Source organism: Paraglaciecola sp. (genome assembly GCF_051252315.1).
Lineage (GTDB): Bacteria > Pseudomonadota > Gammaproteobacteria > Enterobacterales > Alteromonadaceae > Paraglaciecola.
In genome coordinates this window covers 1-18,578 of the sequence record NZ_JBPOFP010000094.1, presented here as the reverse complement: position 1 = coordinate 18,578, position 18,578 = coordinate 1, and the positions used below count along the sequence as shown (strand labels likewise).

The 18,578-nt window shown below is 38.2% G+C and carries 8 protein-coding genes; 3 read left to right on the top strand and 5 right to left on the bottom strand.

From position 1 onward, the window contains the following. The first annotated feature begins 408 nt into the window (after nt 1-408). The 3 genes from ACSHXM_RS16220 to ACSHXM_RS16210 all read left to right on the top strand — a co-directional run bounded on the left by ACSHXM_RS16220 (nt 409) and on the right by ACSHXM_RS16210 (nt 7,125). Nucleotides 409-3,021 (top strand): TonB-dependent receptor, encoded by a 2,613-nt coding sequence (locus ACSHXM_RS16220; RefSeq protein WP_435690367.1) that lies wholly within the window; start codon nt 409-411, stop codon nt 3,019-3,021. 175 nt (nt 3,022-3,196) lie between these two features. Continuing rightward, nucleotides 3,197-5,083, top strand: a complete 1,887-nt coding sequence (locus ACSHXM_RS16215; RefSeq protein ID WP_435690364.1) for a putative bifunctional diguanylate cyclase/phosphodiesterase — start codon at nt 3,197-3,199, stop codon at nt 5,081-5,083. Nucleotides 5,084-5,313: 230 nt separating this feature from the next. After that, complete coding sequence (locus tag ACSHXM_RS16210) at nt 5,314-7,125, top strand: arylsulfatase (RefSeq protein ID WP_435690362.1); 1,812 nt, start codon at nt 5,314-5,316, stop codon at nt 7,123-7,125. A gap of 104 nt (nt 7,126-7,229) precedes the next feature. On the opposite strand, the gene ACSHXM_RS16205 is transcribed toward ACSHXM_RS16210, so the two are convergent. The 5 genes from ACSHXM_RS16205 to ACSHXM_RS16185 all read right to left on the bottom strand — a co-directional run bounded on the left by ACSHXM_RS16205 (nt 7,230) and on the right by ACSHXM_RS16185 (nt 17,808). Beyond that, entirely contained in the window at nt 7,230-8,654 is a 1,425-nt protein-coding gene (locus tag ACSHXM_RS16205) for an adenosine deaminase family protein (protein ID WP_435690360.1), read from the bottom strand. Nucleotides 8,655-8,702: 48 nt separating this feature from the next. Continuing rightward, nucleotides 8,703-9,791, bottom strand: a complete 1,089-nt coding sequence (locus ACSHXM_RS16200; RefSeq protein ID WP_435690358.1) for a purine nucleoside permease — start codon at nt 9,789-9,791, stop codon at nt 8,703-8,705. 341 nt (nt 9,792-10,132) lie between these two features. Beyond that, nucleotides 10,133-12,661 (bottom strand): glycoside hydrolase family 2 TIM barrel-domain containing protein, encoded by a 2,529-nt coding sequence (locus ACSHXM_RS16195; RefSeq protein WP_435690356.1) that lies wholly within the window; start codon nt 12,659-12,661, stop codon nt 10,133-10,135. Between the two features lie 92 nt (nt 12,662-12,753). Further along, a complete protein-coding gene (locus ACSHXM_RS16190) occupies nt 12,754-14,388 on the bottom strand; it encodes a sulfatase-like hydrolase/transferase (protein WP_435690354.1) in 1,635 nt (544 codons plus the stop codon). Nucleotides 14,389-14,544: 156 nt separating this feature from the next. Next, complete coding sequence (locus tag ACSHXM_RS16185; protein WP_435690352.1) at nt 14,545-17,808, bottom strand: TonB-dependent receptor; 3,264 nt, start codon at nt 17,806-17,808, stop codon at nt 14,545-14,547. Nucleotides 17,809-18,578 lie beyond the last annotated feature (770 nt).

Here is an 18,578-nt window from a genome sequence, read left to right as displayed (position 1 = left end):
AACATGGAGGTGGATACTTTATTTTGGTAATGTATCGACCATAAAAAACGGCCTCATTTGAGGCCGTTTTTTTGTGCGTCAATGACACGCCTCTAAATTTTCTAAAGAAACTGGGGGCGAGAAAAACTTATTTACAAAATTACAGTTCGATAAAATATAAATTTATCCTACACTAATGACCAGCTAACATTTCTTATATCAATTCTTGATTTAGTTCATAGGAAAGAACACTTATTACTTTTCCCCAATAACATTTAAGTAACAAAAGATTTACTTTAAGTGATTTATTTTGGTATGGTAAGAGGTCTAATGAGAAGGAGTTTAACCTAAAGTTAATCTTTATTCATACTTACACAATACTAGAAAGCATATAATATTTACCTAATAGCATTTAAAAGAGAGCGCACTATGAGACAAATGACACCTCTACGTTTTAAACCGACAGCCCTATCACTTCTAGTCGGAATGTCTTTAACCCTAAATAGTGGATTAACCTTAGCCCAAGAAGAATCATCAGAATCTAATTTAGAAACCATCACAGTTACAGCTCAAAAAAGAACCCAAAATTTACAAGATGTGCCAGTTTCGGTTACCGCTTTTTCTGGTGAACAAATGGCAGAATCTGTCATAAAAGATGTATTCGACTTAAAAACCAACGTACCTGGACTTGGAACATTTCAAAGTCAAAGTGCCACCAATTCAAGTTTTTCGATACGTGGTGTAGGTACCTCATCTCAAAACTTCGGCCTAGAGTCTTCCGTAGGTATGTACGTTGATGGGGTGTATCGCGCAAGACAAAATTCTATGATTAACAATTTAGTTGATGTTGAAGCGGTAGAAGTATTAAGGGGACCACAAGGTACTTTGTTCGGTAAAAATACACCTTCTGGCGCCATATTAATCCGTACAATAGCACCAAGCCATGATGGTGGTGATGCTTTTGTTGAAGCAACTGTAGGAAATTACGGCTTATTAAACTTATCTGGTGCTTCTTCATTCTCCGCTATAGATGATGTATTGGCCTTCCGTGTTACGGCATTTAGCAGTAATCGAGATGGTATTGCTAGTGATGTGAATTTAGGTGACGATGTAATCAACGATAGAAACCGTTGGGGAGCCAGAGTTCAAGCTTTATATACTCCTAATAACGATATATCTGTGAGATTTATAGCAGATTATTCTGAAATTGATGAAATTTGTTGTGCAGCCCCTGTTGTTCTAGGTAACTTTGAAGCCAAAGATGTTCCGGGCCGATATGGTTCAGATGCAGCCCTTGCTCAAATTTTTGGTGCAACATTATTTCCGGGCGGTGATTCCTTTTTCAATAGAGAAGTCGCTCTTAATATATTACCAGTTTCAACCATGGAAGACCGTGGTTTATCTATGGAAATCAATTGGGATTTATCGGACAACTTAAGTTTTGTTTCTGTGAGTGCGATACGAGACGTTGACTCCTTTGATGATTTAGATACAGATTTTAGTGATGTAGATATTTTATCAACAACCAACACAAGCGAACAAAGCTCTTTCTCCCAAGAAATCCGCTTTGATTATTCTAAAGACAATTTAAACTTTATTTTAGGTGCCTACTACTTTGAACAAGATTTAAATTTAGATTATGTATTATACGGCGAAAGCAGTTTTGGAGCATTTTTCGATGCGACTGTATTTCCCCAAGTACTGGCAGCAGTGGGTGATGCCGATCAAAATGGTGTTAGTGACCTACAAGACTTAATCGATGGATTTAATGGACTGAGTGCTTTATCAGGAGGCTTTATTGCTCCCGTTGCCTCTCCAAGTGAATCAAACGTATCTTTTCCACATATTGCCGAACAATCACATGAAAGTTACGCCATATTTGGTCAATTTGACTATGCGTTAAGTAACAACTTTACCTTAACAGCCGGTTTACGTTACACAGACGAAGAAAAAGACTTGTTTAGCGCGTTTGCTGAGCTTAATTCAGCGGGAGAACAAGTGTTAGCGGCAGACTTCGCCGACGGTGGACAAGGAATTGGCATCGCTTTAAACAATATTGGAGCAGCTTTATTAACTGGTCAAGCACCTTCTGCTGGAGATCTTACCACTATAGCACCATTACAATCTCCGGGTTGGGGCCACCCTTTTATTGGTGCAGTAACCTCTACCCGTCCAGATATAAATGAAACTCTTCCTGATGACCAAGTCACAGGTACTGTGAAACTAAGTTACACACCTGATAGAGATTCTTTATATTACTTGTCTGTAGGCACGGGTTATAAATCTGGTGGTACCAACACAGACCGGATAACTGCAGGCTTTAATCCATTATTTGATGCTGAAAAATCAAAATCTATTGAGTTAGGTGTGAAAAAAGATTTTCCAAATCAAAATATTCGGTTAAATGCAGCTGTTCACAAAACCGATATCACAGATTTTCAAGCTAATACCTTCACTGGTGCAGGTTTTAACTTACAAAATGCTGGTGATATTACAACCTCAGGAGCTGAAATTGAAGCTACTTGGGTACCTTCTGACTCTATGGAAGTTAATCTAGCTTATGCGTACACCAAAGCCGAATTTGAAACTTTTATTGCGGGTAACTGTTGGTTAGCTAGCACATTCCATTCAAACATTCCTGATCCAGGACGTGTATTACCTACGGACCAGTTTTGTAATCGCTCTGGTGACCGTTTAGCCAGTGAACCTGAGCATTACGCAGTGGTAAAAGTGAAGAAGGACTTTACTTTAAGTGACAATATATACTCCTATTTGCAGGTTGAATATAGCCATACTGGTGACAGAGTTATGGATGGAAGTAGTGATCCTTTGCACTTCTCTGATTCGTACCAAATACTTAATTTAAGATTTTTCATGAATTTTGCTGAGCAAGATATGGATGTCATTGTTTGGGGACGTAACATTCTTGATGAAGAATACATAGCAACGAATACATTCAATACGCCGATTCAAGATGGCAAAATTAATGGTTATGTATCTGAACCAGCTACCTTTGGTTTAACAGTGAAAAAACGCTTTTAAAAAAAAGCGTCATATAAAACCAAAAGGGCTTAACATGATTTGTTAAGCCCTTTTTTTATCTGTCGAAAAAATACTAATACAGTCTAACCGGTTTAATCTAGAGTGATGTATTAGAAAATTTTTGCTATGGTTTTATTGTCATTAAGATAAAAAATATTGATAAGGTCATAAAGATTTGCTGAGTAACCGTTCACCATCCCAACAAAAACTTGGGGCCTTTTTTCAGGCCAAAAGACTCATTCAAATTTTTTGGGCGACTGAGTTTTCTTTAGCAATACTCTTGATTCATCGAATTGTGATATCTAGTTATGAGATAGCCCTAATTGCCTTGATAACTATGTTATCTCTGACACCCGTACACTTATTGGTTAAGAAACAACAAGTAGACAAAGCTTCATCTTTACTCTTATTTATTTTGACATTTATTATCACTTATTTGATGTGGAATCACGGTGGGATGCACGACGAAGTTGTACTGGGCGTGCCTTGCTTGATGATTATGGCCGCAATGTTCGGCAATAAAAAATCATTTATTTCTTTATTAATCATTTTTTCCAGTTCAATCGCGCTAAATAGTTTAGCTAATTATAAAGGTTGGGTTACCAATATTCCGCCAACAAATGACGTACACAGCGCTATTTTAATTTTACTCCTCATATTGTTAATCAGTTTTTCTGTTTGGGTTTCGGCAATGGATTTTAAGAGCTTGTTGCTCAAATTACGTAAAGAAAATGCAGAAGTACTTAGCTCGAAAAAGGAAATCGAAAACCTACTTTTACATGATGTGTTAACAGGCCTACCGAATAGAGCCATGGCCGAAATAACGCTTAATAAAAGTATAAAAACTGCGAAACGAGATAACACAAAAGTGTATTTAATGTTTATCGATTTAGACAACTTTAAATTAATCAACGACGCATTAGGCCATCAAGCGGGCGACGCGCTACTCATTGAAATATCAACCAGATTACAAAATATTCTCAGACCTTGTGACACTATATGCCGTTTTGCTGGGGACGAATTTATCATTATTTTTGATCATATAAATTCAGAAGAAATCATGGCGGAAATATCGAATAAAATTATCCAAGCTATTAAAACACCATTTTATTTTAATAGTAATGAATTCATTTGTGGCTGCTCCATTGGTATTACGGTATCACCAGACGATGGAAGTGACTTCGAAAGCTTATTACACAATGCCGACATAGCCATGTATGTTTCTAAATCCAGTGGCGGCAATAACTTCCATTATTTCGATACAAAAATGGACAATCATGGCCACGATTATCTAAATTTAATAAACGAATTAAGACATGCCATAAAAGAAAATCAGTTCTTTCTCACCTACCAACCTAAAGTAGATTTAGCCAATAAAAGAATTACCGGAGCAGAGGCTTTAATTCGTTGGCAGCACCCAACAAAAGGTGTTGTATATCCTGATAAGTTTATTCCTGAAGCAGAAAAATCAGGATTAATAATCGAAATAGGTGAATGGGTTTTAAAACACGCCTGCTTAACCTGTAAAAGTTGGATATCTCTAGGTTACGAAGACTTTTCTGTCGCTGTAAATGTGTCGTCTCAACAATTTAAACAAAACAATATTTACCAATTAATTGAATCAACACTCAAACAAACAGGATTGTCAGGTAAACATCTAGAATTGGAAATGACTGAGTCGTTGTTAATTGAAAATTCCGACAAACTAAAACAAACATTTAAGGATATTAGAGGACTAGGCGTCAATTTATCAATTGATGACTTTGGAACTGGCTATTCAAATTTAAGCTATTTAAAAGAATTCGATATCAAAACACTAAAAATTGACCGCTCATTTGTCACCGATGTTGAAAAGAATGATAAAAATAAAGCCTTAGTAAAGGCAATTATTCAAATGGCAAAAGGGTTAGAGCTAACCACAGTTGGAGAAGGTGTTGAAAACCAACAAGTGGCTGAATTGTTAAGTGACTTTACCTGTGACTACGCTCAAGGTTATTTATGGTCAAAACCTATAAAGAATGACGACTTTATCAGATTTGCCAAGGAATATGAGCAGTCATAAAATTGAATAACGTTTATTTAATTGTCTCTCTTACAAAACTAAAACTATAAACAAACACAATAACTATCTCTTCTGTTGCAAAATGTAATAACAGACCACTTTTAATCACTAAGAAAATAAACCAATTTACTCAGTCTTTACAAAAACAACAGTTTAATATTTATATATAAAAGTATATTATTATTTATGAATAACAACTTTAGTTAATAGCAAAATAATAAGAGAACATTATGCGTAAACTCATGTTAATGATTGTATTGTCGACGTTAATAATAGGCTGTTCACAACAATCCAATACATCACCTTCACAAAAATCCAGGCCCAACCAACCTAATATCGTGTTTGTGATCACCGATGACCAAGGGTACGGCGATCTCAGCATCAATGGTAACCCTATCTTAAAAACGCAAAATATTGATGCGTTAGCCAGAGAGTCTGTCAATTTAAATGACTATCATGTTGCCCCTACTTGCTCACCCACTCGTGCGGCGCTGCTAACCGGTCACTGGACTAATCGCACAGGTACTTGGCACACCATAATGGGCCGCTCTATGCTTAGAGAAAACGAAATCACGATTGCGGATTTGTTAAAAGCCAATGGTTACCAAACAGCCATGTTTGGAAAGTGGCATTTGGGCGATAACTACCCATATCGTCCAATGGACAGAGGTTTCGAACATGCTTATTACCACGGCGGTGGTGGCGTAGGTCAAACACCAGACTACTGGAATAACGCCTACTTTGATGGCAGCTATTTTAAAAACGGTGTGGCAGAAAAAGCCAAAGGTTATGTAACCGATGTTTTCTTTGAACAAGCTATTCAATACATAGAAAAAGCTAAAGAAAAAGATCAGCCTTTCTTTACCTACATTAGTACCAACGCTCCACATGGCCCTATGCATGCACCAGAAGAATATGCTGCTAAATATGCAAACCAAGGCTTAACGACTAGCCAACAACACTTTTTTGGCATGATCCACAACATTGATGACAATGTTCAAAAACTTCGAAACTACCTAGATGAAAATAACTTAACTGACAATACAATTTTTGTATTTACCACAGATAACGGCACTGCAGGTGGAGACAAGATATTCAACGCTGGTATGCGAGGTAAAAAAGGCAGCGCATTTGACGGAGGCCATAGAGTCCCATTCTATTTACATTGGCCAAAAGGCGGTTACAGTGAACAACAAGTCGTCGATACCATCACTTCATATGTAGATATAGTACCCACCTTGTTAGAAATGACAGGAGCACAAAAACCAGACTCATTGAAGTTTGACGGTAAATCAATTCAGCCATTAATGAAAGGCCAAGAAAAAACGTGGAGTGACCGCATACTGGTCACTGACTCACAACGCGTACTTAATCCGATTAAGTGGCGACAAAGCTCGGTTATGACGGACCAATGGCGTTTAATTAACGGCAAAATGTTATTCGATATGTATCAAGACCCAGGACAAAAAACCGATGTAGCATCACAGCATCCAGAAGTCGTTTCCCGATTAACGGATTTTTATGATAAATGGTGGGACGAAATCGAACCTACTTTTGGTGAGCCAACGGCTATCTATTTAGGTGCTGACGAAGCTAACCCTGTGGATTTAACCTCTCATGATTGGTTAGGCGACAACAAAGCTGTGCCTTGGAATCAGATGCATATTCGTAAACAACTATCAGAAAAAGATAACCAGCATAAAGGTTATTGGTGGGTCAATGTGGTGACTGCAGGCAAATATAAACTCGAATTAAGACGTTGGCCTGAAGAAGCTGATACAGCAATCCATGCAGATATGATCGCAGGTAAAGAAGTGCCGGGAGATAGATCCTTTAGAGCTTGGGAAGGTCTGGGGTTTAAAGCCAATCAAGCCAGTGTCAAAATTGGTGATTCGGAACAAATTTCCAGTGTAAAACCCAGTGATAAAGTAATCAGTTTTGAGGTACAACTTAAAGAAGGTAAAGGCAAACTACAAGCCACTTTCCTTGATGAAAATGCAAATGAATTAGGTGCATACTTTGTCAAAGTAACCCGTTTATAGTTCCCATTTGTATTTATAAAAAGCCTCTAATTAGCAATAATTAGAGGCTTTTTTGTTACCCGTTTTTTATTCGATTGAAACTCTATTGTTTATATGAATTGGTATTAATTCCCACACACCTTAAATCGTTTACAAGCGAAGGAATAACTTTCTGGCTTGATATGTTTAAAACCTTGTATATTTTGTTGTGTAAACTTAGCTTCGAAAGTGGCAACCCTGTGGTAATAATCATCTAGCAATTGCTGTTTTTTCTTGCCATCTAAAAATGAATAACTAAGGGAGTTAGCGCCTAGTTTTACTAACTCAGACCAAGATAAATTAAAGTGAGTCACAGCAGTAAAGTACTCATCTGTCATATTTGAATCCCACATACCTCTATCATCAGTGGAAAGCGCCACAGGAATGCCTAAACGTAAATATTCAGGAAAAGGATGTTGAGAATAATCGTCTACATATTCTAGGAGCAAATTACTGATCAAGTTTATTTCAATCAAGTATTGGTTATACCTCATGAGCAGTAAGGTATCTGGGTCACCGGTTAAATTAAGCCCATGCCCAATACGCGTGGCCCCAAGTAAAAGTGTGTCTCGGATATGCTGATTGGGCTCGTCAGACTCCCCAGCATGGATAGACAAGTTCACACTATGGTGCTGGTGCCTAAGTTGTCGCAAGGTAGATAAAAACCTCAAAGGATGGCCTTTTTCATTATCCTCTCTGCCTACCATATCCACTCCCACATAAAGCTCTGGGTGAGTTGCAACAAATTCATACATCCACTTTAAGCTATCTTCGGCATTAGGTAAAAAACGCAACAAAGAATATTGTAATTTCACAGTTACACCTGTAGCTAGCGCATCTTTTTGAGCAAAACGTGTTAAATAGAGTTGGTACACATTTTCTTTTTCAAAAGGACTACCATCGGGATGTACAAACCCTCTCACGCCAGCATCGGTTTCTAAATAGCTTAAACCTTCAGCTCCAAACGCCTGCATATTCTTAACAATTAAGTTAGCTTGCATGTACGGGTTAGCCATTAACGAGTTTATTCGTGCCCAGTGGGTTTGAAAAAACTCATCACGACCTTCAGTACTTTTATCTAGACGAATACTATTCAACCATGCCTGTTTTTGTTGAGTATCGAGATCTTGTATTCGCTTATATTCCGACTGTTCACAACTGGAAAGTTTTTTAAGTTCGAACTCTTGAATATTCACGAATAACATTAAGTAAGGTGTCCGTCCAAACTCGTTAGTACCATAACCTTTACAGTTGTTGATTTTTATTTTTGTATAATAAATATAACCATTTTTTTGTTGATTTAAGATTTCTGAGTACCACCATTCTGAGCGGTTTGAACCTGTTGAATGATTATGCAAATCCCCACCTTTAGGCATGGCATATAAAAAGGTATACATATCTTGAGCACTAGCCGTTTTTTTAAATGCTTCAAACTCTGCATCTATTGATTTGGCAGATACTTGCGATACTAGATTTACCCAAAGTAAAAATAGTAAAAAAACCTTTTTCATTGTGTAGACTCCAGGTGTTCGACTTCTAATTAACAAGAACCAGTAATTCTAATTAACACCACTGACATAGGGTAAAACACTTTCATACTGATCCCAGTTTGTAATGATTTTTTGTAAAACTGTATTTGCCACAACATAGGCTGCATCTTTAGCTGGATAACCACCATCAGGATACGGTGCTGTGATACTCCAGCTTGTTAACTTATCGGCCGGTGCCATGGTGTAGTTACTCACAGTTCTTAACACCATCACTCTATCAGGATCCACCTTGTTTATGCGCGCCAATCGCATCAATGAAGTTAACGTACCTGAATCTTCCATGTTACTGGTCATGAAATTGGCAGATTCACTACCGTATAACTTTAACCAATCATTCGCCCACTGGTTTAAGTGTTTACCATGCCAATATTTACTAGCACTTAGGGTGTCACCTATTGTCACAAAAGGTGGCTTTTGGGCATTAGGATAGGTTTTAAACAAAGCTCTAAACTCAGCAATAGCCTTCGAATCTTCAATTTTGACATCTTTGGTTTGGGCATAGGCCCAATCGGCTAATTTACTGTTTAGAGCAAATGAAACCGTATCCAATGTCCAACCAGTTGAGATGTCTTCTGGTTTTTCTGCTGGTGCCTTAGCACCTAAAGGAATAATGCCGTATGGCCAAGTTTCAGGCATTTCACGACTATCAATTTGATAAATTAAATCGCCATCCACTACATGTTTAGCCCAAGCAGCGCTGCCTAACGAAATATCTTCAGGGTCGCCTCCAGAAATACCAGCCACTATCCAATAAGCTTTAGTTAAATCAAATCGGTTATCTAAGCCAAGTGCCATAATAGAAGCAGTCGCATTGGGTATACCGCCACCAACACAAATGATTAATACACCATCATCACTTAGGTATAAGTCGTACTCACCTAACGGAAAATCTAATTGATGTACAAAATTACCTCGCTCAAGCCAAAGCTGTAATTCTCCCGCGTCATCCCCTACCGCTTCGCCGTCTTCGTACATAGTGACGATTACAGCTTTAATCGACTTAGTTTCTTGACTTACCGATTCGGTGGGTTCACAACCTAAAATCAAGGTGCAAAACAACACAATGACTATTGGTTTTAAATGGCTTAAAAATGACATCTGGTGGTTTATCCTTTTCAATTAAAATCTTAACCAATAGGTCAGCAATTATCATACCCTAATAACGATGGAAGGGTAATTTAAAGTAAAATGAGAAATAACCTTTTGAAAAATAGGTATAAATTAAATAAACGATAGCGAACAGAGATAAAACTATCCACTAAATTGAAAGTGAAATAGTGCCCTAACAACTAAATATGAACTTGAGATGGATTATATTTGGTTAGCTTTGGTGCAATGTTTTTTGCACAAAGACTTTTAACAGGTTATACATCTAATCATAAAAAAGCCTGATATGAGTTGTCTCATATCAGGCTTACAAATTAAATTTTTAAAACCGCTTATAAACTATTAAGCCATAGAGTTTGTGGTGCCAACCCTTTTATCTTCGCAACTATTTTAACTGTGCCAGCGTTGCGCTTACTTTGTACTATGGCCAAAGCTCTGCCTTTGGCCGTATCCAAGTGATTTGATTGGAAGTTTTGTACATTGTTAGATGCGCCATTATCCACACCTAGCAACTTGCCTTGACCTTCTAGTGCAAAACTAACATGAGCATTTTGGGTTTTAATCACACGACCTTGTTTATCATGTAATTGCACGACTAAATGGGCCACATCATAACCATCTGCCTTTAGCTTGGTTTTATCTGTAGTTAAAGTGAACCCAGTCGCTTTACCTGTAGTTTCAAATACAGCTTCAATCTCTTGTCCTTCAAACCCCGCTCGTGCAGTTATGGTACCCGCTTGATATGGCACTACCCAGCGGAATAAACGGTCTGGGCTTTCTGACATACTGCGATAACCTAAAGACTCACCATTTAAGAACAGCTCCACAATCGAGTGATTCGAAGCGACTTCAACTAATACGGGATCACCTTTTTTATAGTTCCAATGCATGTTGGAATGACGCCATCTGTAACTGCCATTATTGTTTGCAACAGCCAAACCAGATAACTCATCTACTTTAAAACCAGAATCTTTTAAAGGTAAGGTACCTAAAGAGATATGGGGTTTGTTAATAAAAATACTTTTAAAGTAATTCCAGCCTTGTACTTTAAAGCCAGCTAAATCTAAGATGTCACCCCAGCCACTTTTTTCTGGCCACTTATCGTGGTATTCACCAATATAATCAATACCTGTCCACATAAATTGGCTAAACACGCCAGGATGATTGAGCACTTGTTTCCAATCGTCCCAAGTTCCGGGGTTTTCGTTAATGGTGATAGATTTATCAGGGAAATGAGTCTGGCCCCAAGGGATCACACTATTACGATAGCTATAACCCACTTGATCAACAGCATCTGCATAACCACTAACATGACTAACTTGAGGCAAAATTAAATTTGCAGTCGTAGGACGAGTTGTGTCTAACGCCTTTGTCCACTGATTTAATTTTTTAGCTGTATCAGCCAGAATGTGGTCACCTTTTGGTGATGCTTCATATCTAGCTTTTAGTTCTTCAGGGGTGAACTTAGGTGGCGCCCCCCAAAAACTACCGTCCATCTTAGTGGCGTCGTTAGGATCCGTCCAAAAACCTGTCACATAACGATAATGCACATAGGTCCATTCTATCTCGTTGCCGATACTCCACTGCACAACACTTGGATGGTTTCGATCTCGCAACATAGTGCGCTCTAAATCACTTTTCGCCCACTGTTGAAACTTCTCTACATAACCTCGGGTAAGATTATCTGTGTGTCTGTCGTGATAGTTTAAACGTTTGTCTTTGGCATAATCGAACTCATCGAAAAATTCATTTTGCACTAAGAACCCCATTTCATCACATAAGTCTAAAAACTCCTGAGAAAATGGATTATGCGCAGTTCGAATAGCATTAACACCTGCGGCTTGTAATCCTTCTAAACGTCTTTTCCAAACCCCTTTAGGTACGGCTGCTCCCACTAAACCACCGTCATGGTGTAATGAAACACCTTTCATTAAAGTCGGTTTACCGTTTAAGAAAAAGCCTTTTTTAGCATCGAATTTAATACTTCGAATACCAAATGGCGTCACGTATTCATCTATTGTTTTGCCTTCGAATAATATACGAGTCACCGCTTTGTACATATTAGGCTGAGTAATACCCCAAAGTTTTGGTTGAGCCACTTTTATCACTTGAGAGTGGCTCTTGTTTGCTCCACTTTTAAGCTTTAATTTATCTTTGTCTGCTGCAACCACTTGCCCTTGGTTGTCAATAATTTGGGTCAACACTTCAAATTTGCGACTATGCCCATGATGATTGTTAACCTCAATCTGAATATCTACCGTGGCCTGCTGTGTAGTCACGTCTGGTGTAGTGACGAAGGTTCCCCAAATTGGGATATGTAATTTATCAACAGTAACGAGTTTCACATTTCGATAAATGCCACTACCAGTATACCAACGGCTATCACCATGTCGTGAATGATCAACATGAACAGTTAATACGTTTTGGCTACCGTCTTTTTTAAGATGTTTAGAAAGATCGAAATACACGGGAGAATAACCATAAGGATTTTCACCTAGTAACTTCCCATTTAGCCAAAAAGTCGCATTGTTATAGACCCCATCAAACAATACGTAAGTGGTCTTGTCTTGATTTTTAGCTGGGCTAGAAAAGTGTTTTTGGTAAATACCAACACCGCCGGGTAAATACCCCGTAGCCCCTTCTAGCGATTCATTAAAGTCTAACTCAACACTCCAATCATGCGGTAAACGCACATCACGCCACTTAGCATCTTGCAAAGGAATAGATGAAGGTAAACTCGTATCTTTGACTAAGGTAAATTTCCAGTCAAAGTTAAAATCAACCTCACGGTTTGTAACACTCGCAAGGCTGGTCTTAACAAACAATAAGAAAGCTAACCCCAAGCCTATTTTTTTCAGCATACTCAAAACAACACTCCGACAAATATTTTATTGTAGATTGTCAATAATATACTAACCGGAGTGTAAAACCTTTACTAAATTTACACTTAAAATTACTTTTTTATAACTAAAGGAGATATTTTCCCGTAACCATCAACAGGTGCATCATGGGCTGTTTTGTGTAAATCAAAGCGTGGCAATACCGATTTCAACGTCTGATATTCTGTTTGTAAGCTCTGTTTAGCCTGTTTAATGTTCTTAATCACTGGAAAACTAATTAGGTCATTTGGGGTTTTAGACACATCAAATATTTTTCCTGTACCGTCTATCAGTACATTTTGGCTGCGGATCAATTGTTTATCCTTATGATAAGCATAGATCCAATCTCTGTGAGTGGTTTTTTCCGAGGTTAAAAATGGCAATAAACTCTGACCATTAATTTCATAACTAGCAGGGACCTCAACACCGACAATATCAGCTATGGTAGGTAAAATATCAGCCATATTGGCTAATACGTCTTGCTCACCCTTTTTAGTCATATTTAACGCAGGTGCATAGATAATTAGGGGTACATGAGTGCCTCGCTGAGAATTAATGCTACCTTTACCGTAGTGACTGGTTCCGTTATCAGCAGCAAAAATAAATACAGTGTTGTTCTCTATACCCATTTGTTTAAATTTCTCTAGGTATTGCCACACCTGATAATCAAGATAATTCACATGAGTATGCATACCTCCTTCGGTGACAGTGCCATGTGTGTTGTATTGCCCTTTATCACCCGTCACTTTCGGCGTGGTCCGAATATACTTATCACCATCCCATGTTACTTTGGGGGTTCCTGGCCATTTTTGACGTTTATTTTTTCGTATTTCTTGACTAAAGAAATCCCAGCCATCATGGCCTAAATGTGTTGTGTGATAAATAAAGAAAGGTTTATTTTGCTTTTGTTTGCGCTGCATAAAGTCGAAGATAAAATCTAGTTCAACGTCTGGACCATAAGTACTTAACCCATAACTTGCCTTAGACTCTGGCGTGTTTGGCCACCATTCGAACGCCTTGTTAGAACTTGGGTGATTCATTAACTGTACGTGGGGTTGCCAATACCAACCAAACTGTTGGTAATAATCAACATAAACACCTGAGTCAGTATTGATCAGAGCCTTTTTCCCATTTCGTTTAGTATTTAATATCGTAAAATCAGAATAAGTATTTGGGTTTGTAGCCATATTGTTATCGCCCGGCGTAAAAACCGCTTCATCAAAACCAAATTTGTCTACGCCACTCATTTGGGTTTTGCCCGCCCAATACGTAGCATACCCCCCTGCTTTTGCTATATGGCCTATGGTGTGGGGCGAGCTTTCATATAATGGCCATGATTTATTGTTATTTTTAGAGCCCTTTACCTGTGGTGCTACTCCTTTGTCTTTGTTGTGCCACCATTTATGCTTATGTGCGTATCGTCCTGTCATCATCATAGCGCGACTGGGAGAACAAATAGTGGTAGCCCAAGCATTTTTCACCCATAAACCGTCTGTTGCTAACTGGTCTAAAACTGGGGTGGAGGCTCGATGTTTTAATTCAGAAGTATCTTCTCCGTATGGTGGTGAGCTCCACTTTGATGAACCATAAATAGGCAACTCTCGAGCGCTTATGTCATCAGCATAAATCAACACAATATTAGGTTTTTGAGCAGAATAACTAGATAAGCTAACAAGAAAGATAAAAAAGGTTAAAGCAAGTCTACACATAACTAGGACCTTAGATTTGTGAATTTAAACCGAACAATTACATGAGCAGGAAGCTGAAATAATTAAGGAAAATGGAGAAAGGATAGAAACAAAAAAAGCCCTCTTGCTGCGCAGCCTGACGAAGGGCTACGCAACGAGAGAACTCACATGAACACCTTAGAAAGTTACACGAACACCTACACGGTAAATAGTACCGGTGTTTTGTAACTGGACCGTACGACCGGTAGGTTGAGAGCCTAACTCAAAGCTTTCGCCAGGAATGACTTCACCCACACCAGGACGGCGTACATCGTAACGACGAATCACAGTATCTGTTAAGTTAACCGCTTGGAATGTCACGTTAAACATTGGATTTATTCTCCAGTTGGCCGACAAATCTAAAGATCCATAACCTTCTACCCAGTGTGAACCAAAATCATTCACAACTAACGAGTTCAAATAATCCGTACGATAGTTATAGGCTAAACGTACTAACTTACCGTTCTTCTCCCAGAACACTGTGGTATTAAATGTATGCTCTGATGTACCTGCTAATGGTGCTTCTGGCACGATATCAACTAAGTTTCCATCAGGGTCTTTAAGCAATTCTTCATCAGTACGTGAATCTGCATAGGTATAGTTAGCCACAAAACCTAAACCTGACCAATCACCAGGTAATGTAGAAAAGTTATGCTGTAAACTTAATTCCAAACCACGCACATAACCACCTGTGCCATTCACCGTTTGGTTAATAACAACAACATCACAAACATTGCTATTGTCTGGCTCCACTAGATCCAATTCGCGGTTGATCATACAACCCGCCTGATTATCCCCTGCCGAGTATGGCAATAAAATATTTCCAGGCGTTGGCGCTTCGGCCGTTATTTGATCAGCCCCTAAACGGAAAGCTCGGCTAGCGGGATCATTCGGGTCTATCATAGATAAGTCAAAGTAATCACCACGCACATCTTTCCAGTAGCTATTAAAGGTACGACGAGACGTAAAGTCACTAAACTTCTTATTAAATAGCGCAGCAGAGAACAATGAACCTTCAGCAAAGTACCACTCAAATGATAAATCTAAGTTATTTGATTTATAAGGGTTTAAGCTGGCACTACCAATTGCGCCATTTGAGTTGGTACCAAAGATGTTTTCTCTAACATTAAATGCTGGAAACAAACGGTTAAATTCTGGGCGAGCTATTGATTGAGACGCAGCGAAACGCACCATCATGTCATCATTCAAAATGTAATTAACATTCAAACTAGGTAACAAGTTGTCGTAGCTATGCTCTTCTTCGATAGCAAAACGTATGGTTTCTCCGTTTTCACTACGCTGCGAAACCAATGGCCCATATTTAGCTAATAATGCTTGTTGAGCTTCTTCTAATGTAGCGGTGTTGGTTGCTAAAGGTGTACCCGTTTCATCTTGTTCGTAACCAAATAAAGATAAGTTTTCGCCAATACCAGTTGATTGGAAGCCCTGTGCAAAATCATAATCTAAGAACGAAGTACCATTAGCAGTAACCGTTGTTTTGGCATAACGAAGACCAAAATCTCCAAATAAATCATCGTCTAACAAAGAGAAATTGGCTTGAACGTAAGCAGCGGTCGCTTCTTGATTAATTTTCTGTGCGTTGTTAGGCGAGAAAGTGGTCTCAATACTGCCATCAGCTTCTAGCTCATTAACAAAATCTCGAACCGCAAAAATATCAATTGTAGTCCAACCATCAGTAAGGTGATCACGCTCTAACCCTAATGCCTCACCCCAATCGCTAGGCGTTTGTTCAGAAGTAAAATCAGCTAAGGTAAACTCATTTAACACACCTTCAATACAGCCACGGTTACAACCGAAGTAGATATTGTCTCTGGCTTTATCTCGGTCACTATATTTAGCACCGGCTTCAAGGCTAGTGATGAAACCAAATTCGCGATTCCATTCAACATCGAAATATAGGTTCGTGGCTTTATCATCTGAATAACGGCGACTATCAGTGAAGGTCTGAAATTCAAAGTTAGTACCATCATCGAAATAACCTTCAGTAGCAACATTTCGACAATCTAAATCACCACCAGGGTTATCACAGGTATAGCCCGCAAAATTATTGGTATACCTATCTTGACCTAGGCCCGTGGCCGTAGTGTATTTAGGACGCCAGAATGAACGTAAATTAAAATCATCATATTGTTCAGTTTCTGATGTGCCCCCTCTTAGGGTAAACGTAAAGTCACCTAATTCTTGGGTTAAATCTATGCCATAAACTTCAGTTGCTTGGATATCACCGGTTACATCTCTATGCTGACGCCACACGCCTGCTCGAGTGTATGCATTACCATTCGGTAATGGGTTATCAACAAATGGTATTTCTGTATCACGGCTAAAGGCAGTATCAATATTCGAGATAATCGTATTAGTAGCTGGGTCAACAATTGTCTGGCTTGCATCTACGGCGCTTCTATCACCATTAATAGACATAAACTGGTTATCACGGAAAATTTCTTGATCAGTTTTAGTATAAGTAAACTGGATGTCACTGCCTTCCCACAATTTAAATTGTAGTGCTAGCTGATATGTATCACGGTCACGTTGTACTTGTTGATGGTGATATTGCAAATTTTGTGGCACAACTGCACGGATACTTCCGTCTTGTTGAGTAGGCTCAGTATCACCTAAAAACGTTACACCATTAATTGGATTAGACGGCACCCAACGAGCTATATTTAAACGGTCTAAACGGGTTGCTTGAGTTTCTTTAGAGCCTACAAATGAGAGACCAACTTTGTCATCAAAGAATTTTTCTGAAAATGAAAGTTGTAATTTACCGTCATCCTTCAAATCCAATAAACTAAATCCATCTTCATCTGCAAACCCATTATAACGAGATTGTACTTCAATAACGCGACGGTCTTTATTAGCACTTAGCGGCTTAAAACCGATTAGCCTAATCGTTGCTCCTAAACTACCTTCGTCGGTAGAAGCACTTGGCGTTTTTTGAACTTCAATTGCTTGTAAAATATCAGCAGAAAATTCACTGAAGTTAACCGATTGGTTATCACCAGAACTAGTTAATGGAACACCGTTTAAGGTCACATTGTTTAAATCTCCGCCCACACCTCGAGCAGTAATTGAAGTGCCTTCACCATCTGCACGACCAATCGAAATACCAGTGATGCGTTGAAGTGCTTCTGCGATATTCTGATCAGAAGACTTACCAATATCTTCTGCCTTTATTGCATCAACAATATTTTGTGAAGCGCGTTTTACGTTTAAAGCGCTAGTTAATGACTCACGGAAACCAGATACTTCAATGACCTCAGTTTCATCTTCATTATTATTTTCTTGTGCGTGAACATTGCTGATAGACCCCATTAAAGCAGCTGCAGATGCAGCCCCTAATAATAGGTTCCTAAATTTTAAGTTGTTTCTAGTTTCGTTCATAAGTGCTTCTCATATTTGTTGCTTTAAAATTGTCAATTCGGTGAAGATTTCATCTCACAAGTAGTGCTCATCAATGCAACTTGTCAACAATGCAATGTCACCTAAAAACAATAAACAAAAACCTATATACAGATTTCATATTTAGAATAGCACTTTTAAATATAATTCCAATAGGCGCAAAACCTTTTATTTACAAATTTACAACATTATTTTTTAAAACCTTAAATTTCAATAACTTATACAAATAAATGAGTAATTTAACTACCCAAAACAATCAAATTCAGAACCAAGTCAAATAAACACAAAACATGAATAAATACGTAAGACCCTCATTAAATAAGAACACAATAATTAACATGCAAAATTAACAAACCGAATTAAATTAGCAAAATAATTCAAATAAAAGTTAAATTTATCGTTACTAAAGATAGAAAAGCACTTAAAAAAACGTAACCACCTTCAAAAAAATAGACACTTAATTCCACTCCTCTTCTGAAGAGCCCGTTACTAAAGACGTTAACTAGATATCACAGGGTTACCTCAAACAATCTTGATGTCTAACCACTTACTCCAAAAACACATTTAAAATCTATTATAGCAATAATAAAAAGTTAAAAAGAGTGTTAACATGGATTAACAAGCCTTAACATCGGATTAACCGTTAATTATTCAGCTAAAATGAAACAAAAATAGGTAAAATGACATACCTCAGCATTACCAATAAAGAAAAACACACAAATACATCAACAATACACAAATTCATTTATAAC